This is a genomic window from Natrinema salifodinae (assembly GCF_900110455.1).
GTDB classification, from domain to species: domain Archaea; phylum Halobacteriota; class Halobacteria; order Halobacteriales; family Natrialbaceae; genus Natrinema; species Natrinema salifodinae.
Map to the genome: position 1 here is coordinate 699,771 of NZ_FOIS01000003.1, position 24,283 is coordinate 724,053.

Below are 24,283 nucleotides of genomic sequence, written 5' to 3' on the forward strand. Positions count from 1 at the left end.
CCGCCGACGGGTCGGAAGACTTGTGACTCGGTTCCGAGTCAACATAGCGGAAGGGTTATGCCGTTAGTCGCGTATTACCACTCGATCGATGGCCGAGTCCCCGCCCTTCGCTGACTCGTTCGATGACCCCCGTATCACTCGCCAGTTCTGCCGCCGACTTCCGAACCCGGCCGGCGATCTGATCCTCCTTGGCGTCGTCCACGACCACCCCGCCAGCGTCGCGCGCGTCGAACGCGTCCTCGACCGCATCGACCCGGACGCCCTCGCGCTCGAACTTCCGACCGCCGCCGTCCCGCTGTACCGGGCCTACGCTCGCGACGGCGACGCGGGCGACGCGCCGCCGCGGTTCGGCGGCGAGATGAGCGCCGCAATCCGCGCCGCTTCCGACGCCGACATCGTCGGCATCGACGCCCCGAACTGGTCGTTCTGCCGTCGGCTCGTGACCCGACTGATCGGCGATCGCGTCTCACCCGCGACGGCCAGGCGCGTCCTCTCGGGCCTCGGCGGGGCAACCCGCGAAGCCCTGACCTGCCGCGTGGCCGCGACCTTGACCCACGCGACCTCGATGACCGTCGCCTGCGACGACCCGATCGAGTACGACTGCGACCCCGCCGATCCGCCGACGCGCCAGGCGGCCCACGAGCGGTCCCACGTCGCCGGCGTGCAGGCGCTGCTCGGCAGCGTCGGTACGGACGATAGCGCCCTGGCCTACCGGGACGAGACGCGCGAGCGGTGTATGATCGATCGCCTCGAGGCGCTTCGATCGGAGCCGGGCGACGTCGTCGCGGTCGTCGGTATCGACCACTTAGAGCGGCTCGCGACGGGTCTCTCGGAATCGAAAGCGAACCCGGACGCGGAAGCGGAACCTGTCGTGGAAACGGACGCGGAAGCGGAACCGGATGCAGAAGCGAAAACGGACGTGGATGCGGAAGCGGCGTAAGACCGATTTTTCGGCGATAGCGGAGAACAAGATCCGGCATCGCCAGTATCGGAGGCGCTATTGTGCCGTCAGCGGCGAGCGGGCGGTTCGATCAGGATCTCGCCGTCGCCCCTGATCCGCACGTAGTGATCGTTGACGACGAACGAGAGCGTGCCGCCGCTACGGGGTGTGCCGTCGTGGCGCGGCCGAAAGAGCGCGTCCAGCGCCTCGGGATCGACGGTGTCGTACAGCGAGACGCGGCTATCTGTCACGTCGACGCCCATACAGTCGGCCAGCGCGTGGATCACGGTCGTACTGAGCGCGGCCGGTCCGTCGGGATCGTGAGCGGCGCGATACAGGGGTGGAGAGCGAGACTGCGAAGCGCGGGGCGGGTGTCCGTTCATAGCTGTTCGTCTCCTCTCACTCTCTGTTTGAAGACCAAAAACGTAATCGTTGGTTACCGGTCGATCCGTCGGATCGAGCGACTATACCGACGAAATCGGCGAAAGTCGTCTCGACGCGGACGGAACGCGACGTCGTCGGTCAGCCGCGCGGCCGTATCACCGACGCTGACCCGCGCCGGAACCCTCTCCGTGTGTCGATGTCTGCGGAGAGCCGTCTTGCGCGTTCACGCGCCCGTCACCGCCGTAGCGTCGAGATACAGTTCCAACAGTACGTAAACGTCTGGTCGGCCTCGTTTCGCACGCCGCAGTGGGGACATCGCATCGTCTCCCCATCGAACTCCAGGTCGTGATCGTCGTCCGCCTCCGCCTGGTCGGCGTCGCCGAGGTCGTCGGACGCGCGGGGATAGCGGTCGGGGCCAGGCGACGACTGAATGCCGGCGCGGTTGGGATCGGCGAGCGACGGCGCGCGCTCTCCGTCCTCGTCGCGCCGGGCGTACAGGTAGTACAGTAACAGATGAAGGAGCGCGAACAGCGCCACGTACCCGATGAGCCAGCCCCAGAGCTCCATCACCGTGTGATACGTTCTCGAACCACTTGGATATTCCCCGACTTACGTCGCGGTGACAATCAGGGAGGGGAACGTGTCCGATACCCGTCAGCGGCGAGCGGGAGTCAGCGGGGCGGCTGGAGGTCGCGACCGAATTCGTCGAAGACGTCGAGATCGTCGGGCAGATCGTACTTGATGTGGCGCTCTTCCTGACGGTTGATACCCGCCTCCTCGATCGGTGTGGCGACGTCCTCCCAGCCGGGCTTGATCTTGACGCTTTTGGCGGGCATACCGACCGCGATGTGGTGGGCCGGGATGTCGTGCTGGACGACGCCGCGGGCCCCGACGATGGAGTTCTCGCCGACCTTGTTGCCCGCCTGAACCATCGAATCGTAGGTGAGGCGGACGTCGTCCTCGACGGTCGTGTGGTAGTTTCGGACCTCGGTCTGGTCGACGACGTCGTGGTCGTGGCTGTAGACGTGGACGCCGTCGGAGATCGAAACGCGGTCGCCGATGGTGAGTTTCCCGCGGTCGTCGAGGTGGACATCGTCGTGGACGACGGTGTTGTCCCCGATCGTGATGTTGTGGCCGTAGGTGAAGGAGATCCCCTTGAAGAAGCGGCAATTGTCACCGCACTCCTCGAAGAGGTGATCGGCGAGCATCCGGCGGAATCGGAGCGCGAACTCGACGTTGTCCGCGATCGGCAGGCTGTCGAACTGCCGCCAGAGCCACTGGAGGTGCTTCGAGCGGCGGAACCGCTCTTCGTCCTTCTCGGCGTAGTACTCGCTTTCGAGGGTCGTGTTACAGGGGTCGTAGCTCTGCAGGCGGACGCGCTCGGCCGTCGAGACCGAGTCCCCGTTCTGCCAGCGCTCGTAAGCTTCACGGTCGCCCGAGAGGTCGATCAGGACGTCCTCGACGACCGAACAGGTGTCCTCGTCGCTCGAGAGGCGTCGATCGACCTCGTCGATGAACTCGCGCATTCCCGCCTCCGCCTCGTCGGGGAGCGAGACGTACCGCTTTGTCATACCCGGTGCATACTGCCCCGGACCTGATAGTGGTTCTGCTATGGGCTCGACTACAAATTGGACGGTTTACCGGTGAATAATCGTCATTCCGACCGCATCTACTACCGGTGTATACGCTAGAAGACACACATCTCAGCAATAAATCCGTGAATGTGAACCCGATGACCGCTTCGCCGGGCTACGCTGTTACCAATCGATCGAAATTTCGATGTTGTCGCCGCTGGTATTGTTCGACGGGAACTCGTAACATTCGACCTCGTAAACTGCTTTTTCTCCGCTGTCGAGTTGGCCGTCGAATTGGACGCCGTCGTCGTCGACTTCGAAGTAGACGATCTCGCCCTCGCGGTGCCCGATGGAGGTGCTACTACAGTCCCTCGTTCGACGTAGAACTCGACTTTATCCAGCATGTTACCGGTGTTTTCGATGGTAAGCATGTAGTCGTTATTTGCTGCGGCAGTTCCCGATGCACCGAGAATACCCGCGCCGGCTAGAGTCGTTACTGCACCTTTCTTCAGGACGGAACGTCGATTCAATCGTTTCGACATTGCATACAGATAGTTGACAGTAATAAATGTAGTACTGGTAGATAAAGAATAATTTTCCCCGATAGTAATCTATATGTATGAGATATTACCAAAACTATTGACCGCGTAGTTGCAGAAACGACACGGGGAAATCGATCCGCGTTCGAATCCGTCGAACGATTCAGTCTTGTCCCACGTGAGACGTGAAATGAATCGATCTCAAATCGGTAGCAGGGAGACGTCGAACCATCTCAAGCGACGTTTCCAAGAGCCGAACTCCGTCCGAGGAGAGAGTTGCCCGTGACCTGCCGTTATCGAGAGTTCTCATTCGTCGCTGGCGTGCCACTTGACGAGAATCAACGCCGGAAGCGACAGGGCACCGATCAAAAGGAGCCCGGCAACCACGATCGTTCCCGTCGTCACTCGATGCGGGCTGACCTCGAGTTTGGTCGCGGCAAGCGGCAGAAGCACAACCATGGCGAGTACGACGCCGAGAAGCGCCCGGCTAGTGGTCGTGCGATAGACGCTATCCATATTCAGTATCCGTAGCGCCTGCCCAAGAACGATTCGACTCCTCCCGTCGGTACCGCCGATGCAGTGACTCCTCGTCCAGCACCGAACCCGTTCGCATCAACCGACCGGGCGTTCCGTTCACCATAAGTTCCCCCGCTACGAAGGGCCGCGTATGCAATACAGCGAACTGGGCGACTCGGGAGTCGAGGTCAGCGAGGTCGGCTTCGGCGCCTGGACAGTCGGAACCGACTGGTGGGGGGACCGCTCCGAGGAGGACGCGATCGAGATGCTCCAGTACGCCGTCGACCAGGGTATCACCTACTTCGACACGGGCGACGTCTACGGCCACGGCCGCAGCGAGGAACTGGTCGGCCAGGCGCTGTCCGAAGTCCGCGACGAGGTCACGATCGCGACCAAGGTCGGCTACGACTTCTACAACAACCCGCAGGCCGGCCACGGCGAACTCCCCAAGGAGATGGAGCCGGCGTACCTCCGCGAGGCCGTCGAGGAGAGCCTCGATCGGCTCGGCGTGGACTCCGTCGACGTCCTTCAGCTTCACAACGCCGACGTCGAAGAGATCACGCCGGACGTCCTCGAACTGCTGGACGAACTCGAGGAGGAGGGGAAGATCGACGCCCGCGGCGTCGCGCTCGGGCCGTCCATCGGCTGGCTCGCCGAGGGCGACTTCGCGATCGAGGAGGAGTTCGACTCCGTCCAGCTCGTCTGGAATATGCTCGAACAGGAGGTCGGCAACCACTTCCTCGAGACGATCGAAGAGACGGGCTCCGCGACGAGCCTGATCCCCCGCGTCCCCCACTCCTCGGGGATCCTCAACGAGCAGGTCACGCCCGACACCGAACTCGGCGAGGGCGATCACCGCGGCTTCCGCCCCGACGAGTGGTACGAGACCGGCTGGGAGAAACTCGAAAAGCTGCGCTTCCTCGAGCGCGCGGAGCCACGGTCCGCGGACGGTTCGAGCGGGCTGCGAGGCGATGAGACCGCCTCGAACGAGACGGCAACGCCGTCTCGCGGCCCGCGAGAGCGCGACGGCGAGCGCACGATGGGCCAGGCGTCGATCGCCTGGTTGCTTTCTCACGAGCCGGTCGCGACCGTCACCCCAACCTTCCGGACGAAAGACGACATCGACGAGTGGGCGGCCGCCAGCGACGTGCCGAAGCTCTCCGCGGAGGAGCTGGCCCGCGTCGAGGAACTCTACGAGGACGACTTCGGCATCGACCGCGACGACGGGATGGACTCGCTGCGTACGTCCGTCGACGGCGAGGACATCGAGGCGGCGGGCCTGGACAAGCTCGCAGCCGACTGATCGGCGCGGACGGCCGACCGGCTGATCGGCGATTGCGTTCCGGTTCGGGTTCAGATTCGAGCCCAGACTCGGTTCGAGGGGGAGCCGATACCGCGGGCTACTCGTCCGGAGACTCCGTAAACCGGAACTCGAGTTCCAGCATGCCGTCCGTTTTCACGTTCACGCCGCCGAACTTCTCCGAGAGTTGATCGCGTGCTCCCGAACTCGGTTCGACGGTGACCGAGACGCTGTTGCTGTTGGCGTTGTACGAGATGTTGCCGACCGCGACATCGAACTCGAAGAGGTCCGGAATCTCCTCCCGGAGGCGTGATCGCACGTCGTCGACCTCCGACCGCACGTCGGCCATCTCGTCGTGAAGGGAACTCATTGCCGTGGTAATGCTAGCACCCACCAAACCTTAACGATTTATCCGGCATCTCACGGCCCGTAGCGACCCTCGATCGGCCCGAAGAGGACATCGGGAGCGGTCTCAGGCCGGCATCCGGAGCGCGTACCGGATCGCGAGCAGCCCCAAGAGGAAGGGGACGCCACGTAGAGCACCACGAGCAGGAACGGCACCGCGAGCGCGAACGCGAACCCGACGGCGATCACCAGCATCGGTCGGCTGTCGTTACGGCGGTAGCCGCGGTAGGCCTGGTAGGCGATGAACGGACCGAGCAGCGCGCCCCGGCCGTCGGTCGTCTGGACGAACGTCGCGACCGGGCCGAGTCGGCGAGACGGCGCGAAACCGACGGAGCACCGGAGATCGGACTCGACAATCGAACACGGAAGTCACAGTATTGATTACCGATACCTACCGACGACGAGAGAGATGCGTTGGCAATCCACCCTCGAGCGGATCGGTGCGGTCACGAGCAAGTACTTCGTCATCTGGGTGCTGATCATCGCCCCCGTAGCGCTGTACTCGCCGGGGACGTTCACCCCCATCGCGGACTACATCACGCCGCTGCTGGGGATCATCATGCTCGGGATGGGACTGACGTTGACTCCCGATGACTTCCGTCGGATCGTCGAGCGCCCGCGGGACGTATTCGTCGGCGCGATGAGCCAGTGGCTCCTGATGCCGGCGTTCGCATACCTCCTCGTCGCCGTGCTCGGCCTTCCGACGGAGATCGGACTCGGCCTGCTCCTCGTCGGCGCGGCGCCTGGCGGCACCGCCTCGAACGTGATGACCTACCTCGGGCGCGGCGACGTCGCGCTGTCGGTGACGATCACCACGGTAACGACGATCGCCGCGCCGCTCGTGATGCCCGCCTGGGTCGTCGCGCTGGCGGGCGAATCGCTCTCGGTCGGGTTCGCCGATCTGGCCGAGTCGATCGTCCAGGTCGTCCTACTTCCGGTCGTCGGCGGTCTAGTCCTGCGCTATCTGCTCGATCGGTACGCGCCGCTCGTCGCGCAGGTCGGCCTGTCGATCTTCCCCGCGGTCAGCGTGGTCGCCATCGTCGCCATCGTCGCGGCCGTCGTGGGACTCAACGTCGGGACGATCCTCGGCGCCGGCGTGCTCGTCTTCCTCGCCGTGATCCTCCACAACGGCCTCGGTCTGGGGGCGGGCTACGCCGTCGGCCACGCGACCGGAATGCCCGAGGGCCGAGCGCGAGCGTGTGCGTTCGAGGTTGGCCTCCAGAACAGCGGCCTGGCGGCGACGCTCGCCACGCTGCACTTCAGCCCCAGCGCCGCATTGATTCCGGCGCTGTTCAGCGTCTGGCACAACGTCTCCGGGCCGGCGCTGGCGACGCTGTTCACGCAACTCGACGACGAGGATTCGGTCGCGGAGGAGCCGACGGCCGTCGCCTCTGATTAATCGCGGTTTCGTCAGCGCTGCCGTCGGTCGGAGATCGGTAACCAGCTATTAACTGACCACGCAACGTCCTTCGATTCCAGGCAGTGTTCGTGGGATAGGCTTTTACGCCGCGTCGGTGTGCGATCGTGCAGCATGAACGACGTCACCTACGTCCCGAAGGCGTGCGCCTACATCACCCGCGGGACGGACGAGCTGTTGGTCTTCGAGGGGCCCGGTCACGATGGGCTCCAGATCCCGAAAGGAACGCTCGAGCCGGGCGAGTCCCCGCGGACGGCGCTGTTCCGGGAGATCCGCGAGGAGAGCGGGCTCGGAACGCTGAACGCGACGCGCCATCTCGCGACCGACGTCTGGACCCGTCGCGAGCACCCGCCGAAGCGGTACGTCCGCCACTTCTTCCACGCGACGGTTCACGAACCCCGCGATCGGTGGACCCACACCGTCACCGACGGCGGCCAGGAACACGGCGCCGAGTTCGACTTCTGGTGGGTCCATCCGGCGACTACCGACCGGGCGTTCGCGCTCGATCTCGACGATTACGTTGACCTGCTGCCGTCCGTCAGCGGGCCCGGAGACGGGGACGTCGCGAGCGTGACGGACTGAGTCACCCGCCCACCCGCCCACCCGTTCCGCGTCCGCCGCTCGTCACCCGTCAGTCGTCTGGTAGCCGCCGGTCCGAGCCGCCGACACGCCCGACGGCGACGCCGCGCCCGCCGGCCACAAGAGCTATGTCGATTTCGGCGTGTTCCCGGGTATGTCCCTCCATCGGCGGACCTATCTCAGCGTCACGGCCGAGGCGCTCCATCCGGGTACGACCGTTCGCTACTACTATCGCACCGGCAGTTCGCTCGCTACCGTCGTCGAACGGACCGACCGCATCGTCACCTTCGTCGGCGAAGACTGCGACGGGAAGTTCACGCACGGCCAGATCGACCGTCTGTTCGCCGACGATCGACTGGAGATCGTCCTCGACGACGAGCTTCACATCCCGGCGGATCGGACGGATCGAGCGGATCAGGCGGAGTGAGGATCGGCGACGGCGGATTTCTCTGACCGCGGATCCGATTCGTCCGTCCGACGCTGGCCGCTTTCCCACCGCGCCGGAAGCTCCCGCTTCGATGCAATTCTTTGTTGTCGGCCAGAGTTCGTCGATAGCAAGCCACACGGTCTTTCCTCCCGACAGTGAAGGAGCCACGTGATCCTCACCGGACGGGCCGAGAACGCGACGAGCGAGCGGCGACGACGGGAGCGGGCTAACCGGTCAGCCGCGCAACGACCGACGGGGGATCGAAATGAGTGACGAGGACGGAACTGAGAACGGAACCGGGGAGGGCACGGGCGAGGAACTCCGCGAATCGATCGATCGAGCCGCGTCGGGCGCGCCCGCGGCCGGCTGGGCCATCCGCGATCGCTTTTCGGCGGACGAGATCTTCGAGCGGGTCCTCGCGAGCGCCGCCGAAGAGATCGCCATCGGCAAACAGCGGCTGTTTTTCAGCGGCCTGGCCGCGGGATTCGCGATCGTCCTCACGTTCCTCGGCCACGCGGTCGGTGTGGCGACGTTCCCCGACAATCAGTTCCTCAGCGCAATCCTGTATCCGGTCGGCTTCATCTACATCATCCTGGGGAACTACCAACTGTACACGGAGGAGACGCTACCGCCGGTCGCCCTGGTGTTGGCCAGGCTCGCCAGCCTGCCGCTGCTGTTTCGCGTCTGGGGGATCGTCGTGATCGGTAACGTGATCGGCGCGGGCCTGGGCGCGTACCTCCTCGCGCACGGTGAGGTGCTCTCGCCGGCCGCGATGGCGGCGGGAGCCGAGTTCGCCGCCGTCGGACTCGAGCACGGCTGGTGGACCGTGTTCAATAGGGCCCTCTTCGCGGGCTGGCTGGTCGCCGGCGTCGTGTGGCTCAACCACGCGGCCCGCGATACGGTCTCGCGACTGCTCCTGATCTACGTCATCTTCTACATGATCGCCGCGGCGGATCTCTACCACGTGATCACGGCAGCGTGCGAGGTGTTCTACTACCTGTTCGTCACCGACGGCTCGGTGACCGTCGTCTACGAGTTCTGGCTTCCGGTATTCCTCGGAAACACAATCGGCGGCGTGTTCCTCGTCACGCTGGTGAATTACGCGCAGATCGAACAGCAGCGCTTCCCCGGCATTCGGGTGCTCGACGCGCGGGAACTGCTCTTCAGTTGGCGCGGCGGCAAGGTAAGAGCGCCGTCGCCAGGCCTGCAGTCCGACGATGGGGAATCCGAGTCGAGAGCGGAACTTCGGGAGGACCGCGACGAGTGACGGGCCGCGCTCTCGAGCCCTCCTGAGCCGCCGCGCCGCCGCGGCGACGAACCCGCGGCCCGCCGACCTCACTTCGAGAGCGCGCGCTCGACGGCTTCCGCCACGGACGTCGCCTTCTCGGCCAGGCTCGCCGAGACCAGGCCGTCGTCGACCGCCGCGTCCAGTTCGTCGGCGTCGACGATCTCGACGGTCCCGTCGGCCCCGCGAATCACGTCGACGTAGAGATCGACGTACCGGATCGTTTCGGGGAACAGTTCGACGGGCGTACAGACGTTGACGTAGGTGCCCTTCGCGGTCCCGTCGGCGGCCTTGTATGTCGTCGGGTACCACCAGCGTCCCTCGCGGAACTTCGTCACGGCGACGTCGCCCTCCTCCTTCGAGACGCCGAGTGCGTCGTAGGTGCCGCCGCCGCGCATCGAGCGCTCGAGCGTCAGCGCCCCCTCGGGGTCCCAGTCGGTCACCTCGCCGCGGCCGAGCGAGATGCGACGGCCGTCGGGTTTGCCGTGGCCGATTTCGAGGCGGTCGCCCCGGACGGGGCCGAACTGTCGGGCGACGGCGGCGAAGGGAAACCGGTCGTCGTCGCCGGACTCGTCGCCGCCTATCGCACCGGCTCCGGTCGACTCGCAGATCGCCTCTGCGAAGTCGACCGCCGCGCTCGCGGCCCGATCGGCGGCCTTCGTCCGGTGGTGGCCCGGCATCGTCGTCTCGACGCGCCGCCGGTAGTCGTCTAAGGCAAACCTGGACTCGCGGCCGAACCAGCACCAGGCCGTCGTCCGCGGCGCGGCGTGGAGACCGGGCTCGCCCGGTTCGTCCGGCGCGTCCGCCAGCGCATCCTCGAGCGCGCGGACGCGGTCAACGGCGCGTTCGAGCGCGGTTCCCATCGCCTCGAGATTCGCGTCGGCGGCCGCTTGCTGCCAGCGCAGCCCCCAGCCCTCGGGGACGTCGACCGAGAGCAGGTCGGTCATGCCGACGAGTTCGTCCGCGCGCTCGCCGCGCAGCGCCGCGGAAACGCCGCTGCGGTCCCTCGAGAGCGTACAGAGCCCGTCCTCGACCGCGAGGGTCGGCGCCACGAGCGGGCGGTCGTCGTCCCACGGCGGCGCGGGCTCGCGGACCTGGACCCGATAGCGGTTCCCGGCGTCAACGTAGCCGTCGACGTCGTCGTATTTGAGGTAGCCGCGCCGGCCGTCGCCGAGGTCGACGACGGCGCCGCTCCCGCCGCCGGCCTCGATCACCGCCGCGTCGAAGACCGCCCCGCGGGGCGCGTCGGCCTCCCACCGGAAGGTATCGATCGCCAGGCCGGCGAGTTCGTCAGCGACCGTCTCGACCGCGTCCGGCTCGCCCGAGATCTCGACGGCCTGGCGGTCGCGGGTCGTCTCGAGGGACGCGTCCGCCGGTTCGGTCTCGAAGGATCGGTCGAAGCGCTCCCGGATCGGTTCGGAGGCCTGGACGACCTCGACGCCGGCCTCGCTCAGGAGCCGCGTGAGCGCCGTGGTGTAGATGCCGCGGACGCGAGCCGTCGTCATCGCTGCCCCTCCGAAGCCGCCGGTGCTACCTCCGTTTCTGCGGACGGCTGTCCGTCGATTCCGCGTCGCGAACCGCGCGCGAGCGATTCGGGCTGTGCGCCGAACACGGCGATCACCGTAGTTGCTCGCGGTCGGCGGCGAACCGCACCCGGTCGTTGATCGTCGGCCCGAGCGTCAGTTCGACGTAGTCAACGTCGGCCCACGTCTGATGAGCTTCCGAGTCCTCGGACTTGGAAACGCCGTCGAGAATGCGCCCGTCCTCGACGTAGACGCCCCAGGTGTCGAACCGGAGCCACCCGCGCATCTCGTCGGCGTGGGTCGTGATGTCGGCGTAGTCGACCGCGTGTTCCGGGTAGTCGGAACTCGAGTGCGCCATGTCCATGTCCGAGTAGACGGTGTCGTGCTCGTCGAAGAACGCCTCGAGCGCCGCTGCGTCCGTCTCGACGGCCTCGACGACCGCCTCGGAGGCGTCCTGGATGTCCTCCGTCTCGAGGCCGACGTCGCGAAGCGCCTGCTGGGTTCGCTGGTCGAAATGCATACGCGCCGGTTGGGCCGGCAGGCCTTTGATGATTCCGAGTCCGAGCGGCCGATCGCGGCCGATTGCGGCCGATCGAAACGGGGATCCGGTCGGTCTCGCGTTTGCGGCCACCGGCATCCGCCGATCAGCGGGCCACCGCTATCGCACGACCAGGCGAGGTGGTGCGCTGTCAGGACGGCCCCGGTCGAGTGAGAGAGTCACATCCGTACAGTCTCTCCGGCGGAGATTTTGATTCCATAAATAATCGTCCCGAACGATATCGATAGCGATACGATATCCATATACTCAATCTAAAGTCATACTTAGTCTCTGAATGTTTCGACATCGGTGATTTTATCGTTCAAGTATTTAGACAGAGACTATGGCGAGATCTGTCCGCCAATTCTACGATCGCTATCGGTCCGTGCCGATCATCTATCGGATCGGCGTCGCGTTCGTTCTCGGCTCGGTCCTCGGCCTGGCCGTTGGCGAGCCGGCGACGCGGCTCGAACCGCTCGGTGACCTTTTCGTGCGGCTGCTCCAGATGATCGTGATCCCGATCATCATCTTCACCCTGCTCATGGGGGCCAAACGGCTCTCACCCTCGAGTCTCGGGAAGATCGGCGGCCAGGTCGTGGCGCTCTATCTGGTCACGACCGCGATCGCGATCGGCGTCGGGTTGTTCGTCGCGAATCTGATCAACCCCGGGTCCGGGCTCGAGGTTGCCGACGCGAGCGTCGAGACCAGAGAGGCGCCCGACATCGTCGAGGTCTTCATGGACATCGTTCCGACGAACCCGATCGGTGCGATGGCCGACGGCGAGGTCCTCCCGACGATTTTCTTCACCATCGCGTTCGGGCTCGCGCTGGCCTACCTACAGGACGAGTACGACGTCGGCACCACCGTCCACGAGGGCGTCGAGACCGCGTTCGAACTCGCCGAAACCGGCGCGGAGGCGATGTTCAAGATCGTCTGGGGCGTCATGGAGTACGGCGTGATCGGCGTGTTCGCCCTGATGGCGACGACGTTCGGGGACGCGGGCGTCGACGCGATCGCGCCGTTCGCCAAACTCATCGGCGCGCTCACCCTCGCGGTCGTCCTCCACGTCGGATTCACGTACCTCCTGATCATCCAGTGGGGGCTGCTCCGAGAGTCGCCGATGGACTTCCTGCGTGGCGCCAAGGAAGCGATCGTGACCGCCCTCTCGATCCGGTCGAGCAGCGGCACGCTACCGGTGACGATGAACGACGCCGACGAGAACTTCGGCGTCGACGAGGAGGTCTACAGCTTCTCGCTGCCGCTGGGCGCGACGATCAACATGGACGGGACGGCGATGTACCAGGGCGTCGCGGCGATCTTCGCCGCCAACATGGTCGGACAGACGCTAACTATCGGCGAGCAACTGACGGTCATCACGACGGCCCTCCTCGCGAGCGTCGGGACCGCCGGCGTCCCCGGGAGCGGCCTGATCATGCTGACCATGATCCTCACCCAGCTCGGCCTCCCGCTCGAGGTCGTCGGAATGGTAGCGGGCGTCGACCCGATCCTCGACCGCCTGCGGACGATGAACAACGTGACCGGCGACCTCGCGGTCACGACGCTCGTCGCCGACTGGAACGACAAGATCGACCGCACGAGCACCATCTGGACGGAGACGGACGCGACGAGTCCGGTCGCGGGCGACGACTGAAGGCGCCCGTCGACTGCCGAACGGCGGCAGACCGTGTCCGATTGCCGAACCTATACCCAGATGGCAGTTGTACGCACGCCTATGCAACGCAGGCGAGACCCGGTCGAACGCGCCGAGGAGCGGTCCGGCGACGGGTCGACCGACCTCTACGACGTCGCAAGGTGGGAGCCGCGCTCGATCGTCGATCTGTTCGCGTACACGCTCTACAACGCGGTCAGCTACGGCTTTCGGGCACTCGTCCTACTGGTCGCGATCGCGATCACCCTGGCGCTGCTCGTCTCCCCCGCCGCGATCGTCATCGAGGACCCGTTCGTCGGCATCTTCTTCGCGCTCTCGGTCGTCCCTGCGGGGCTGCTCGCGGCCTACATCTGGTACGCCGATATCACGACGAGCGAACCGCTGCGGCTGCTCGTCGCGACGTTCCTGCTGGCGGTGCTGTTCGCGACGTTCGCGGCCGTCATCAACTCACTGGGCCGATCGATGCTCGGCGTCGGCGCCGTCGGGAGCGTCGTCTTCTTCTACCTGGTCGTCGGCCCTGTCGAAGAGACGGTGAAACTGCTGGCCGTCCAGGTCTTCGCCTACCGGAGCGAGAGCTTCAACGCCGTCATCGACGGCGCGGTCTACGGGGCCGTCGCCGGCCTCGGCTTCGCCGCGATCGAGAACGCGATCTACATCGGCCGGGTCGTCGGCGAGGCCGAACCCGAGGCCAGCGTGCTCGTCACCGCCGGCGGGATCGCGACGGTTCGGGCCCTGGCCGGCCCCGGCCACGTCATCTACTCCGCGATCGCCGGCTACTACCTCGGCCTGGCGAAGTTCAACCGCGACAACGCCGGCCCGATCGTCCTCAAGGGGCTGCTCGTCGCCGCGTTCGTCCACGGAACGTACAACGTGACCGTTGGAATCGTCCCCGAACTCGTCACGCAGGTGTTCCCGGTCGGCTTCGGCCTGGCGTTCGTCGGCTACGTGATCGTCTACGACCTGGCGATCGGCTACTACCTCTACCGAAAGATTTCCCGCTACCGCCGCGCGTACCGTGCGGTCAGGGACGACGCAGATGCCGTCAGGGGGTCGGAGCTGACCGAGTTCGAACCGCCACAGCGCTGAGCCGCCGATTGGGGCCGTAACGATCGTGGTCTCGAGGTCGTGGTCAAACTCCGGGGCCGCGTTCGCGCCCCTGAATCGGGCATAGCGGCGGTCTCACGGACGGCCACGAAACGATGGGCCGGCGGGTAGTAACGGCGACCGCGACTCGGAGGCGTCACTCGAACCTCACTTCGAGCAGCCGCTCGACGTACTTCGAAAGAACGTCGACTTCGAGGTGGACCGAGTCGCCCGGTTCCTTCTCGGAGAGCGTCGTCAGCTCGTAGGTTGTCGGGATAATCGCGACGGTCACGTGCCCGTTTTCGGCGTCGAGATCCGCGACGGTGAGGCTGATCCCGTCGAGCGTGATCGATCCCTTCTCGACGACGTACCGGTCGTAGCCCGCGGGCAGTTCGAACTCGAAGAACCAGTCCTCGTCGACGGACTCGACGTTCGTAATCGTCGCGACCGCGTCGACGTGGCCCTGCACGACGTGGCCGTCGAACCGGCCGTCGGCCGGCATCGCCCGTTCGAGGTTGACCGCGTCGCCCTCGGCGAGGTCGCCCAGGTAGGTCCGCTCGACGGTCTCGGTCGCTAGGAAGACCTCGAACCACTCGCCTGCGGCGAACGCCTCGACGGTGAGGCAGGCGCCGCTGACGCTGATACTCTGGCCGTGCTCGAGCCCCGTCGCGACCTCGTCGGCCCCGATGCGCAGCCGGAGGCCGTCGTCGGTCCGCTCCCGGGCGACGATCTCGCCGGTCTCCTCGACGATTCCCGTGAACATACTCCGAGATACCAGTCGACGGGTAAAGGCGTTCTGAATCCGGTATGCGTTCCAATTCCGTGAAATAGCGGCGACGCTCGCGCCGAGTTGCGTCGCGATCGGTCGTCGCGCTTTTGCCGGTTCCCCTGCTACGCCACCCTAATGGCCGGTATCATCGACACGATCAAACTCGCGGGCACCCTCGTGCTCGCCCTGCCCGCCGCGCTCGCGGGCCTCGAACTCCTCCTCGTCCGCGGACAGCCGACCGTCGGTGCGGGCCTCATCGGCCTGGCGGTCGGGCTCGTGGTCGTCCAGCACTGGCTGACGCTGCCGACGGACGTCCCGGAACTCCTGGCCAAGCGCGTTCTGGGCGCGGTCGTGAAAGAGCCGGAGCCGGACTCCGAGCCCGAGGACGAGCGGTAGGACAGCACCCGCCGTTTCGCAGGTGGAGGTCGGTCCGTCCGCCGAGTCCGAACCGACGCGACGAACGCGAGCCGGCGACCGGCACAACGCATTCCCGGCGTCGGCACCTACTCGCCGATATGGGAACCGCGTGCACCTACTGCGGCAGCGACGTCGAGCGACACGATCCCGTCTCCGTGACCGAGGGCGACGACGACAGCGCCGACCGGGCGGGCCGGTTCTGCAACTACGCCTGCCTGGCGGCGTACATCGAGGACGAGGGCCTGGCTACCGGCGCGGTCTGCGAGTGGACGCCGTGAGGACGCGGGCAGCGGGTCGCCCGGTTCCCCGATCCGTTCGATCGGCTCGGGCCACCGCGATGGACCCGCAGACCGGTGGTGGCTATTTATCCGTCGGGACTGTCGGATAGCGCCGATGATCGACGGCGACTCAGTGTTTCACTCCGTCCGTGACCGCGTCCGGACGTCGAGGCGGATCGACCGATCGAGCGAGAACCGCGTCAAGCGGTGGCTCCTGTTCGACGGGAGCCGCGAGCGGGTCGCGACCGCGCTGCTCGCCGCCGTCTTCGCCACGTTGCTCGTTCTGGGCGGGATCTGGCCGATCGAGTATCAAGAACTCTTGAGCAAGACGACGATGGTCCAGACGGTGTTCAACACGTTGCTGTCCGGCACCATTCTGCTGGTCTCGATCGTCGTCTCCATCGCCGCCGTCGGCATCTCGCAGGAACTCACCTCGCTGGGCGACCAGTCCGAGCGCGTCGACACGGTGATCGACTTCCAGAGCGGGATCGAAGAGCGCGACATCGTCGACGTGAGCCCGGCCAGGCCGGGCCAGTTCACCGCCGTCGTCCTCCGGTGGATCAAGGAGCGAGCGACCGAACTCCAGCGCATCGACGGCGACGCCGGGCGGGAGTACCGCAACGAGGTCGACCGCCTCCAGGCTGACATCCAGGCGAACACGGAGGAGGTGCTGACGACCCTCTCGCGGGTCCCGAACGGCTCGACGGACGAGCTGCTCACCGGATTGAACTACGACTCCTCGTGGCAGCTCTACCAGGCGCGGCGCATCCTCACGGAGTACGGCGAGCAGCTTACCGCGGCCGAGCGACGGGTCATCGAGGACATCATGGATACGCTACGGAAGCTCATGGTCTGCCGGGAGTACTTCAAGACGCTGTACTACAAGCTCGAGCTTTCTGACCTCTCGATGACGCTGCTGACCGTCTCGCTCCCGGCGATCGTCTTCATCACGTACGTGCTGCTCGCGCTCGATTCCGGACTGTTCCCGGACGCCACCGTCCTCGGCTACACGCCCCTGACCGTCTTCATCAGTCTGGCGTACACCATCGCGCTCGCGCCCTACGCCGTCCTGACGTCGTACGTCCTCCGGGCCGCGACCGTAACGAAGCGGACGCCGGAAGAGGGGCCGTTCGTGCTCGACGCGGCGCGCGAGACGCGCTACGACGCGGGAACGGAGACGAAAACGAGTGCGAGCGGGGACGACGACTAACGCTACCGCTTCCGCGAGTCTTCGAGCAGCGCCGCCGGGGAAAGCGAGTGCGATGGGGCCGCGAACCGGGCCGGTCGCTCGCCCTCCTCGTTGACCGCCACGATATCGGCGATCCGGAGCCGGTGGTCGTCGTCGACCCGCGCGGAGACGTCGAGTCGAACCACGGTTCCGGGACCGACGGACTCGCCGCCGTCGACGGGCCGTTCGCGGGGTTCGAGGCCGACGCCGGAGACGCTGGCCTCGATCTCGTCGCGATCGTCGAGGCCGAACGAGCGCACCTCCGCCTCGAGGTCGGCCTCGACGGCCGCGACCGACTCCGGTCCGGCGGTCAGCATCGACCGCGCCGAGCGAAACGACTGGGTGACGGCGACGTGGACCCGCCGCTCCCGACCGCCGTCGCTGTCGACGACGAGCGTCCGGACGAGCCCGCCGTAGTAGCCGGCCAGTCCCCGCGGCGCGGTTTCGACGACGATCGGGTCGCCCGGCCGGAGCGGGTCGTCGACCTCGCCGGCGGACGGGAGCCCGGGGTTGACGGCGGTGTTCCCGTCCGGGAAGGCACCCGCGCCGACGATCGCCTGGTCGATGGCGGTCCGTAGTCGAGCGGGCGTCAAGAATTCGGATTCAGGTCCGGATCCGAGGCCAGTCTCGCCGCCGTCGGCGGCCGCCTCATCGTCGGCGACCGCGAGCCGCCCGTCGACGACCGCCGCGTTGGCCAGCAGCGACGCCGCGCGTCGAATCCCGGCGCTCGCCGCTCGCTGTGCGGTCGCGATCTGATCGCGTTCGCCAGGCGTCTTCCGTGCCCGTGCACGCTCGAGGACGGCCGTCGAGGCCAGATCGAACCCGGCCCGCTCGAGATAGAGCGCGGCGTCGTGGGGAATCCGGGCGGGTGACAGGACCGGTCCCTCGAGCCCGCGATCGGCGAGCTCGGATGCGAGTCGCGCTGCGGGATGATCGCCGGTCTCGTCCCGTTCTGTTGCGCGGACGAGCCACTCCTCGGCGACGCCATCGTACGCAACGGCGGTGACCCCGCTCGAGGGCTGCGGGGACCGCCGAGTGACGTACCGAAGCCCTGGATCGCGTTCGGTGCCGACGTGAACGAACGCCGCCGCGTCGCGCTCTGCGAGTGTCGATCGAACGGTCTCGGTCGCGTGGTGGCGTCGCTCGCTCGCGAAATCGGCAGCGTCATCGGCGATGTCACTACCGGACTCTAACCGACGGTCGTCCTCGCGGACGCCGGTGCCGTCGCTATCGCCGTCAGTCCCACCGGTCACGGCGCTTCGGCTTCGACCTCGTCTTCCGCCGTGGCAGCGTCCGATTCGCTCGGCTCCTGGGCCTGCTCGATCAGCTCTTCGAGGGTCGAATCGGTCAGTTGGTCGTGGAGCAGGACGTCGATCGGCAGCGTCGGCGCGCCGTCGACCAGATTCTCCAGCAGGACCAGGCGTTCGCGGGCCCGGGACATGCCGACGTAGAAGACGCGGCGCTCGTTGTCGGTGAGGACGGGGACCGGCGAGGTGGTCTTGGTGAACTCCTCGCAGCCGGGCACGTCGGTCGGGTCGTCGACGGTGGCGACCATCTGTTCGACGACCTTCTCGGTGAGGTCGGTACCGACGAAGACGTGGTCGGCCTCGCGACCCTTCGCGGAGTGGATCGTGCCGAGGCGGACGCGGTCGGTGTCCATCCCCTGATACTCGCCGATCGCGAAGTACGACCGGATACTCTTCTTCTGGAAGTTCGTGACCTTACGGACCATGTCGGCCGCCGAGGCGGGACCGGGCATGAACGGTGCGTGGTCCTCGATGACCTCGGCGGGGATCATGAGTTGTTCGAGGTCGTCGATGCCGGCCTCCTCCTGACGGTCGTCGATCTCGTCGAAAAGGTCGTCGCGCTCGTTGGTGCCGAACGCCGATTCCTGAAGCATGTCGGCGAGTCGGCGGGCCTGCAGCCCGGTGACGTCATCGCCGCGGTCGATAGCTTCGACCGCGCGGACGTACTGAGTCAGCCGATCGGTCCACATCCGCTGGTCGGTCAGCGAGGTGAAGGGGACCCCCTCGGTGATGAACTCGTCGATGAACTGGAACATCTGGTAGCGCGCCCGGAACAGCACCATGATGGTGCCGTCGCCCCCGACGAGCGTGCGCCGAACCATCCGGACCAGGTCCAGCATCGACGCGTTCGTGCGCGCCTCGACGGCACCGCCTTCCTTGCGCGGCTTGAGGTCCTTGTCCTGGCGCTTCTCGATGTGGCGGATCTCCTGGTTGACCGCGTTGAGGACGTTCGACGGCAGGCGATAGGAGTTCGGCAGAATGACGTCATCGTCGACCTCTTCCTCGAGCAGGAGGGCGGGATCGGCGCCCTGCCAGGAGTAGACGACCTGGTCGTCGTCGCCGGCGATCAGGACCTGCTCCATGTGGGGTTTCCACTCGTCGTAGACGTCGTACTGGAGCGTGGTAATGTCCTGAAACTCGTCGATCACCAGGTAGTCGACGCTAGGAAGCAGGGAGCGCTGTTTGACCCGTTCGAGCATATCGGCGAAGCCGATCTTGCCCTCCTCGCCCTTGTAGGAGCGCCAGGCGCGGATCGCTTCGGGGACGTCGATCCGGTCGTCGTCGCTGGGCCAGGTCGGCGTGTACTTGTTACCTTCCTGGGCGTTGGGGTCGATCTCGGGGGGCAGGCGGACTTCCTCCTCGTCCCACTGGAAGGGGACGTCGTACCAGTCGGAGACGTCGCGGCTGGTCCGCTGGAGCCACTGGCTCGTCGCGATGACCTTGTTTCCGATCGTCGTCGACCGGGCGGTACGACGGCCGGCGCCGCTGTACTCGTCCTCGTACTCGAGGCCGTACTCCTCGCAGAACTCCTCCTTGTCGGACTCGCCGATGACATCGCTGCGGGAGAGGTCGAGCAGTTCGTAGGCCTTGGCGTGCATAGTACAGACGTTCCCCTGCAGCGCCCGTGGGCTCTCGCCGAGCCGCTCGGCGAGTCGTTCGCGAACCTCCTGAGCTGCAGCGCGCGTGTACGAGACGACGAGAATATCTCGGAACGTAACGCCGTCCTGTTCGAGGATCTCTTCGACGTGGTCGAGAAGCGCGGTCGTTTTCCCGCTTCCCGGACCGCCGAACAGGCGGGTAACCGTCGTATCCGTTGTAGCCATTGTAGCTGTACAGGGTCGCAATACCCATAAGTCACGTGGGTTTTCGGCGACAACAGCCCGTAACGAACCGGCGCGAGATCGGATGCAAGCTCGGACTCGACTCGAACTCAGGCTCGATCGACGACGACGCTACGGATCGCGGGGGGAACGGGCCTCTCGCACGTCGGCACCGTCGCGAATCCTGTCCTGACAGTCCGGACAAACGCGCGGATCGTCGACGTCACGCGGGGTGAACACCCGAGCGTACGCGTCCGTGACGAACGCGCCGCAGTTCTGGCATTCCGGCATAGTGATTCTCGAATAACCTATCGTCAGTAACTGGTTATAATTGTGTCGGATACGGCATGATAAAAACGGCGTCGGTAGGGTAACGGTGCGAGACGGCGTCTGCACGCCGAGACGGCGAAGAGGAAACGGGACGGTGCGGGGGATTACGCGGCCGGCTCCCACCCACAGACGCTGCAGGAGTTGGCGGACGTGTCGTGGAGTCCGCCGCATTCGGGACATTGCTTCTTGTTATACTCCTGCTCCCACCCGACTGGTTCTACCGTGTGACCGCGATCCGCGAGGAATTGATCGATGACGTCGTCACCGGCATCGTTGGGTGAGGTTGCCATAATAGTGTGAATGGTTACCACAGTCTTAAACGGTTCGGTTACCGAAGGTCCTGCCACATTCAGCGTCGAGTGAATCCCGTCCCGGGTGCTCACCGTCAGGACTGACCCGCGGACTTTTCTCGCTCTCTCGCCAACGTCACCGTATGAGCGACCTGCGCCTCGACGCGACCCAACTCGACCGCTACTCGCGACACGTCATCATGGACGAGATCGGCCCCGAGGGCCAGCAACGCCTCCTCGAGAGCTCCGTATTAGTCGTCGGTGCGGGCGGCCTTGGCTCGCCGGCGATCCAGTACCTCGCCGCCGCCGGCGTCGGCCGCCTGGGCGTCGTCGACGACGACGTCGTCGAGCGCTCGAACCTGCAGCGCCAGATCGTCCACGGCGACGACGACGTCGGCCGGCCGAAAGTCGAGAGCGCGGCTGACTACGTCGCGGCCCTAAACCCCGACATCGACGTCGAGACCCACGAGACCCGCGTCACCGCCGACAACGTCGCCGACCTCGTCGCGGGCTACGACGTGATCCTCGACGCCAGCGACAACTTCGCCACCAGGTACCTGCTCAACGACCACTGTGTCCTCACGGAGACGCCGCTGTCCCACGGCGCGATCTACCGGTTCGAGGGTCAGGTCACGACCTTCACGAACGAGCGCAGTGGGGACGACGACCCGCCGTGTTACCGGTGTATCTTCCCTGAAGCGCCCGAGCCGGGGACCGTTCCCGACTGCGCCACGACGGGCGTGCTCGGGGTCCTCCCCGGAACGGTGGGCTGCATTCAGGCTACGGAGGTCGTCAAGTACCTGCTCGGGAAGGGCGAACTGCTCGAGGGCCGCCTACTGATGTACGACGCGATGGACATGAGCTTCGAGGAGGTCCCGATGCAGTCGAACCCGGCGTGCCCGGTCTGCGGAGACAACCCGGAGATCGAATCAGTCTCGGACGTGGCCTACGAGGGAACCTGCGAGATTTCGGCCGACTGACCGTCGACCCGTTCTCAGGAGAGCGCGAGGTCGGAGCCGACGAGCTCACCGACGTCGAGCGCACCGCGGAGCGCGAGACACGAGACGAACGCGGTCGTTCCGAGTTTTCCGCCCGCACCGGCGAAGGCCGGCGAGACCGCGAGGTAGACGACACCGCAGAGGAGCCCCGCAGCCGCGATCCGTTCCGTCGTTTCGAGCCGATCCGTTCCCGACATCCCGACGAACGAGGCACAGAAGGCGACCGCGGCCAGGGTCGATCCGAGCTCCGGGACGAGCGGCGGGAACGCGACGCCGGCGACGACTCCCACGACCGCAGAGGCGACGACCGCACTCGTCTCGCCGTGCGTCCGGAGGAGCACGGTCGCGACCGCGGCGATGACCGCGACCGGAACGATCACGGGCGCGAGGCGCCAGGCGAGCGCGCTCCCGGCGGCGTAGTCGACGCCGGTCAGCGCCACCGTCGTGACGCAGCCAAAGAGGGCGAGCGTTCCGTACTTCCCGCCGAACCCGCCGAACGACTCCGTCGTCGCGACGAACGCCAGGCCGGCGACGAGGCCCGCCAGGCCGACCTGGTCGACCGACGCGAACACCGCCGGCGAGGTCATCCCGACGAACGTCCCGCAGTAGGCCGGCCCGTCGATCCGGGGTAAGCCGACGCCGACGATCAGGCCGACGAGTGCGGCTGCGAGCACCGGCCCGAGGCCGGCGTGAACGCTGAGGTCGTAGGTAACGACGGCCGCGGCCGCGACCGCGAGGGCATCGACGGCGTCGGATCGATCGAACCCGACCGCGTCGAAGCCCGTGATCGAGAGGCGTCGCCGTTCCGTCGCGGCGACGACGGTCACGGCGAGGGCGATGCCGAGCTGGATACCGGCGACGCCGGTCGGAAGTTCGGGCGGCGCGCGAACGGTAGCGAGGAGCAGGGCGGCGGGCGTCACCAGCAACGCAACGTATCCGGCGAACTGAATCGGACCGTACACACCCGCAGTCTCCCGAGGGGAACGGAGAGGGTTACGATTCGAGAATTACCGGACGGCTATCTGGTCGCGGCGACCGGCGACGACGGGACGGCGAAAACGGCCCACGAAACGCCGTTAACTCCGCAGCAGGCCGCCGTCGATCGGCACCTCGGCCCCGTTGACGAAGCTCGCGCGCGGACTCGAGAGGAAGGCGACGACCTCGCCGAGCTCCTCGGGCTCGCCGAGGCGGTCCATCGGAATGTCGCTCGCCATCTCGGCGAAGCCCGCCTCGTAGTCGTCGTAGGTGCCGCGCTCGATTCCGGCCTCGATGAGCTCCTCGATTCTGGCCGTCTCGATCGTCCCCGGGAGGACCGCGTTGGCCCGGATCTCGGGCGCGAACTCCCGCGAGACGGTCTTGACGAGGCCGATCACGCCCCGACGGACCGAGTTCGAGAGCAGGAGGCCGTCGGCGACCTCCCGGACCGTCCGCGAGGTGATGCAGGTGATCGTCCCGTACTCCGAATCGAGCAGGTGGTCGTAGGCCGACTCGATCGTCCAGACGACGCTCATCACTAGCAGGTCGTAGGCCTGGTACCAGTCCTGCTCGTCGGTCTCGAGGAAGGTGGTGCTCGGCGGGCCGCCCGAGGAGGTGACCAGGTGATCGAGCCCGCCGAAGGCGTCGACGGTCTCGCTGACGAGGTGGGAGACGGCGTCGGGATCCGTGAGGTCCGTCTGGACGGCGAGCACGTCTCCCTCCGCCGTCTCTTCGAGCTCCTCGCGGGCCGTTTCGAGCCGCTCCTCATCGCGACCGCAGATCGTGACGTTCGCGCCCTCCGCGGCGAGCGCCTGCGCGCTCGCAAAGCCCAGACCGCTCGAGGAGGCGGTCACCAGTGCGCTGTTGCCGTCGAGGTCGAAGTCCATACGCGACCCGACGGCGGCGGTCTACAAATGTCTCGGGAAGTCGGCAGTCGGCAGATCTCGCTGTCGAAGATCGCCCCGGCGACGTCGACGCGACGGGTCACCGACCGGCGGCGGAGTTGTCCTGATGGCGAACGCGAACCATCCCCTCGGAGGTGACCCCGACGATCAGCGGCGTCGACACCTGGCGGCCGGTGACGGCCGGCCCCGCGGCGTCGCTGACGACCTTCATCAGGTCCGGCGCGGTGTGGTCGACCTTGACCCCGGCCTCGTCGCAGGCCTCGTAGACCAGTTGGGGCACGTCGTAGAGGTCGGTCCCCTCGGGAACGCGGACCCGGACCGGCGCGCGGAGCGCCTCCGCGAAGGCAACCGTCTCGCGGGCCTTCTCGACGTTCTCGCGGGCGCTGGACTCGATCGAGGAGACGTTCGCCCGCGAGGTGCCCAGCTCGTCGGCGATGTCGGCCTGGGAGACGCCGCGTTCGCGCAGCGCGAGCACCTGCGCCTGGCGGTGGGTCAAGACGCTGGTCTCGGGGTCGAAGCCGATCTCCGCGAGGAGGTCGTCGGTGTCGTCGATCACGGTGCTTCCCTCCCCTGCGTGCCGGCGGCTCGCGCGGTCATACCGGTAGCTAGCCAGCGGCGGGATCAAAGCTTCCACGGTCCGGGTGTGGTCTCGGGCACCGCAGCCGCGCGAGTTCGGTCGTCGCTGGGTAGCAGCGGCCGATCGGTCGACCGGTCGATCGGAATCGCGATCGATGCCGCTGCTGGGCGTCTACGGGTGCACGGTCAGAAGAGAACGAAATGGTCGCGG

27 protein-coding genes and 1 pseudogene are annotated in these 24,283 nt (G+C 66.5%); 12 read left to right on the forward strand and 16 right to left on the reverse strand.

Annotated elements, in window-relative coordinates:
• Positions 1–88 precede the first annotated feature (88 nt).
• Positions 89–940 (forward strand): TraB/GumN family protein, encoded by an 852-nt coding sequence (locus tag BMY29_RS13440; protein WP_049991318.1) that lies wholly within the window; start codon positions 89–91, stop codon positions 938–940.
• A gap of 68 nt (positions 941–1,008) precedes the next feature.
• Here the strand turns inward: BMY29_RS13440 and BMY29_RS13445 are convergent, their stop codons facing one another.
• The 4 genes from BMY29_RS13445 to BMY29_RS13460 form a co-directional block, all read right to left on the reverse strand.
• A complete protein-coding gene (locus BMY29_RS13445; protein ID WP_049991319.1) occupies positions 1,009–1,323 on the reverse strand; it encodes a HalOD1 output domain-containing protein in 315 nt (104 codons plus the stop codon).
• A gap of 235 nt (positions 1,324–1,558) precedes the next feature.
• Complete coding sequence (locus BMY29_RS13450; protein WP_049991320.1) at positions 1,559–1,891, reverse strand: DUF7577 domain-containing protein; 333 nt, start codon at positions 1,889–1,891, stop codon at positions 1,559–1,561.
• Positions 1,892–1,995: 104 nt separating this feature from the next.
• Positions 1,996–2,895: an acyltransferase gene (locus BMY29_RS13455; protein WP_049991321.1), complete on the reverse strand. Its 900-nt coding sequence runs from the start codon at positions 2,893–2,895 to the stop codon at positions 1,996–1,998.
• An 848-nt stretch (positions 2,896–3,743) separates the two neighbouring features.
• Positions 3,744–3,953, reverse strand: coding sequence for a hypothetical protein (locus tag BMY29_RS13460; RefSeq protein ID WP_049991322.1), 210 nt, complete (start codon positions 3,951–3,953; stop codon positions 3,744–3,746).
• A 151-nt stretch (positions 3,954–4,104) separates the two neighbouring features.
• Between BMY29_RS13460 and BMY29_RS13465 the strand changes: the two genes are divergently transcribed.
• Positions 4,105–5,256, forward strand: a complete 1,152-nt coding sequence (locus BMY29_RS13465) for an aldo/keto reductase (protein ID WP_049991323.1) — start codon at positions 4,105–4,107, stop codon at positions 5,254–5,256.
• Between the two features lie 97 nt (positions 5,257–5,353).
• On the opposite strand, the gene BMY29_RS13470 is transcribed toward BMY29_RS13465, so the two are convergent.
• Positions 5,354–5,623 carry a hypothetical protein gene (locus BMY29_RS13470; protein ID WP_049991324.1) on the reverse strand — a complete coding sequence of 90 codons (270 nt, stop codon included), beginning with the start codon at positions 5,621–5,623 and terminating at the stop codon, positions 5,354–5,356.
• 102 nt (positions 5,624–5,725) lie between these two features.
• A pseudogene (locus BMY29_RS21460) lies at positions 5,726–5,916 on the reverse strand (DUF7521 family protein).
• A gap of 151 nt (positions 5,917–6,067) precedes the next feature.
• On the opposite strand from BMY29_RS21460, the gene BMY29_RS13480 reads away from it, so the two are divergent.
• From BMY29_RS13480 to BMY29_RS13495, 4 genes are all read left to right on the forward strand, one after another.
• Positions 6,068–7,057, forward strand: coding sequence for a bile acid:sodium symporter family protein (locus BMY29_RS13480; protein ID WP_049991368.1), 990 nt, complete (start codon positions 6,068–6,070; stop codon positions 7,055–7,057).
• A gap of 132 nt (positions 7,058–7,189) precedes the next feature.
• Positions 7,190–7,657 carry an NUDIX hydrolase gene (locus BMY29_RS13485; protein WP_049991325.1) on the forward strand — a complete coding sequence of 156 codons (468 nt, stop codon included), beginning with the start codon at positions 7,190–7,192 and terminating at the stop codon, positions 7,655–7,657.
• 151 nt (positions 7,658–7,808) lie between these two features.
• Positions 7,809–8,081, forward strand: a complete 273-nt coding sequence (locus BMY29_RS13490) for a hypothetical protein (RefSeq protein WP_049991326.1) — start codon at positions 7,809–7,811, stop codon at positions 8,079–8,081.
• Positions 8,082–8,346: 265 nt separating this feature from the next.
• Positions 8,347–9,348, forward strand: a complete 1,002-nt coding sequence (locus BMY29_RS13495; protein WP_049991327.1) for a formate/nitrite transporter family protein — start codon at positions 8,347–8,349, stop codon at positions 9,346–9,348.
• A 68-nt stretch (positions 9,349–9,416) separates the two neighbouring features.
• Here BMY29_RS13495 and BMY29_RS13500 read toward each other — a convergent pair whose 3' ends face one another.
• The gene (locus BMY29_RS13500) at positions 9,417–10,871 is read right to left on the reverse strand and encodes a ribonuclease FAU-1 family protein (RefSeq protein WP_049991328.1); all 1,455 of its coding nucleotides are present in this window, start codon (positions 10,869–10,871) and stop codon (positions 9,417–9,419) included.
• Between the two features lie 112 nt (positions 10,872–10,983).
• Positions 10,984–11,409, reverse strand: a complete 426-nt coding sequence (locus BMY29_RS13505; RefSeq protein WP_049991369.1) for a DUF7532 family protein — start codon at positions 11,407–11,409, stop codon at positions 10,984–10,986.
• A gap of 361 nt (positions 11,410–11,770) precedes the next feature.
• Between BMY29_RS13505 and BMY29_RS13510 the strand changes: the two genes are divergently transcribed.
• Both BMY29_RS13510 and BMY29_RS13515 read left to right on the forward strand, forming a co-directional pair.
• Positions 11,771–13,078 (forward strand): dicarboxylate/amino acid:cation symporter, encoded by a 1,308-nt coding sequence (locus BMY29_RS13510; protein WP_049991329.1) that lies wholly within the window; start codon positions 11,771–11,773, stop codon positions 13,076–13,078.
• Between the two features lie 81 nt (positions 13,079–13,159).
• Entirely contained in the window at positions 13,160–14,182 is a 1,023-nt protein-coding gene (locus tag BMY29_RS13515) for a PrsW family intramembrane metalloprotease (protein WP_049991330.1), read from the forward strand.
• Between the two features lie 154 nt (positions 14,183–14,336).
• Here the strand turns inward: BMY29_RS13515 and BMY29_RS13520 are convergent, their stop codons facing one another.
• Complete coding sequence (locus tag BMY29_RS13520; RefSeq protein ID WP_049991331.1) at positions 14,337–14,942, reverse strand: riboflavin synthase; 606 nt, start codon at positions 14,940–14,942, stop codon at positions 14,337–14,339.
• A 141-nt stretch (positions 14,943–15,083) separates the two neighbouring features.
• On the opposite strand from BMY29_RS13520, the gene BMY29_RS13525 reads away from it, so the two are divergent.
• The 3 genes from BMY29_RS13525 (at position 15,084) to BMY29_RS13535 (ending at position 16,853) form a co-directional block, all read left to right on the forward strand.
• Positions 15,084–15,344, forward strand: a complete 261-nt coding sequence (locus tag BMY29_RS13525) for a DUF7533 family protein (RefSeq protein ID WP_049991332.1) — start codon at positions 15,084–15,086, stop codon at positions 15,342–15,344.
• 119 nt (positions 15,345–15,463) lie between these two features.
• Positions 15,464–15,643, forward strand: coding sequence for a hypothetical protein (locus BMY29_RS13530; RefSeq protein WP_049991333.1), 180 nt, complete (start codon positions 15,464–15,466; stop codon positions 15,641–15,643).
• 115 nt (positions 15,644–15,758) lie between these two features.
• Positions 15,759–16,853: a DUF7972 family membrane protein gene (locus tag BMY29_RS13535; RefSeq protein ID WP_049991334.1), complete on the forward strand. Its 1,095-nt coding sequence runs from the start codon at positions 15,759–15,761 to the stop codon at positions 16,851–16,853.
• 2 nt (positions 16,854–16,855) lie between these two features.
• Here the strand turns inward: BMY29_RS13535 and BMY29_RS13540 are convergent, their stop codons facing one another.
• From BMY29_RS13540 to BMY29_RS13550, 4 genes are all read right to left on the reverse strand, one after another.
• Positions 16,856–18,124, reverse strand: coding sequence for a M24 family metallopeptidase (locus BMY29_RS13540; protein WP_394297066.1), 1,269 nt, complete (start codon positions 18,122–18,124; stop codon positions 16,856–16,858).
• Entirely contained in the window at positions 18,121–20,001 is a 1,881-nt protein-coding gene (locus BMY29_RS13545; RefSeq protein ID WP_049991335.1) for a UvrD-helicase domain-containing protein, read from the reverse strand. The genes BMY29_RS13540 and BMY29_RS13545 overlap by 4 nt, the downstream gene beginning before the upstream one ends.
• Before the next feature lie 129 nt (positions 20,002–20,130).
• Positions 20,131–20,289 carry a DUF7563 family protein gene (locus BMY29_RS21790; RefSeq protein WP_449289544.1) on the reverse strand — a complete coding sequence of 53 codons (159 nt, stop codon included), beginning with the start codon at positions 20,287–20,289 and terminating at the stop codon, positions 20,131–20,133.
• A gap of 143 nt (positions 20,290–20,432) precedes the next feature.
• Entirely contained in the window at positions 20,433–20,618 is a 186-nt protein-coding gene (locus BMY29_RS13550; protein WP_074854763.1) for an HVO_0416 family zinc finger protein, read from the reverse strand.
• Between the two features lie 143 nt (positions 20,619–20,761).
• Between BMY29_RS13550 and ubaA the strand changes: the two genes are divergently transcribed.
• Positions 20,762–21,598 carry an SAMP-activating enzyme E1 gene (gene ubaA / locus BMY29_RS13555; RefSeq protein WP_049991336.1) on the forward strand — a complete coding sequence of 279 codons (837 nt, stop codon included), beginning with the start codon at positions 20,762–20,764 and terminating at the stop codon, positions 21,596–21,598.
• Positions 21,599–21,612: 14 nt separating this feature from the next.
• Here ubaA and BMY29_RS13560 read toward each other — a convergent pair whose 3' ends face one another.
• The 3 genes from BMY29_RS13560 to BMY29_RS13570 form a co-directional block, all read right to left on the reverse strand.
• Entirely contained in the window at positions 21,613–22,578 is a 966-nt protein-coding gene (locus BMY29_RS13560; RefSeq protein WP_049991337.1) for a hypothetical protein, read from the reverse strand.
• Between the two features lie 114 nt (positions 22,579–22,692).
• On the reverse strand, positions 22,693–23,478 hold the full coding sequence (locus BMY29_RS13565) for an SDR family oxidoreductase (RefSeq protein ID WP_049991338.1): 786 nt from the start codon (positions 23,476–23,478) through the stop codon (positions 22,693–22,695).
• Positions 23,479–23,575: 97 nt separating this feature from the next.
• Positions 23,576–24,052: a Tfx family DNA-binding protein gene (locus tag BMY29_RS13570; RefSeq protein ID WP_049991339.1), complete on the reverse strand. Its 477-nt coding sequence runs from the start codon at positions 24,050–24,052 to the stop codon at positions 23,576–23,578.
• Positions 24,053–24,283 lie beyond the last annotated feature (231 nt).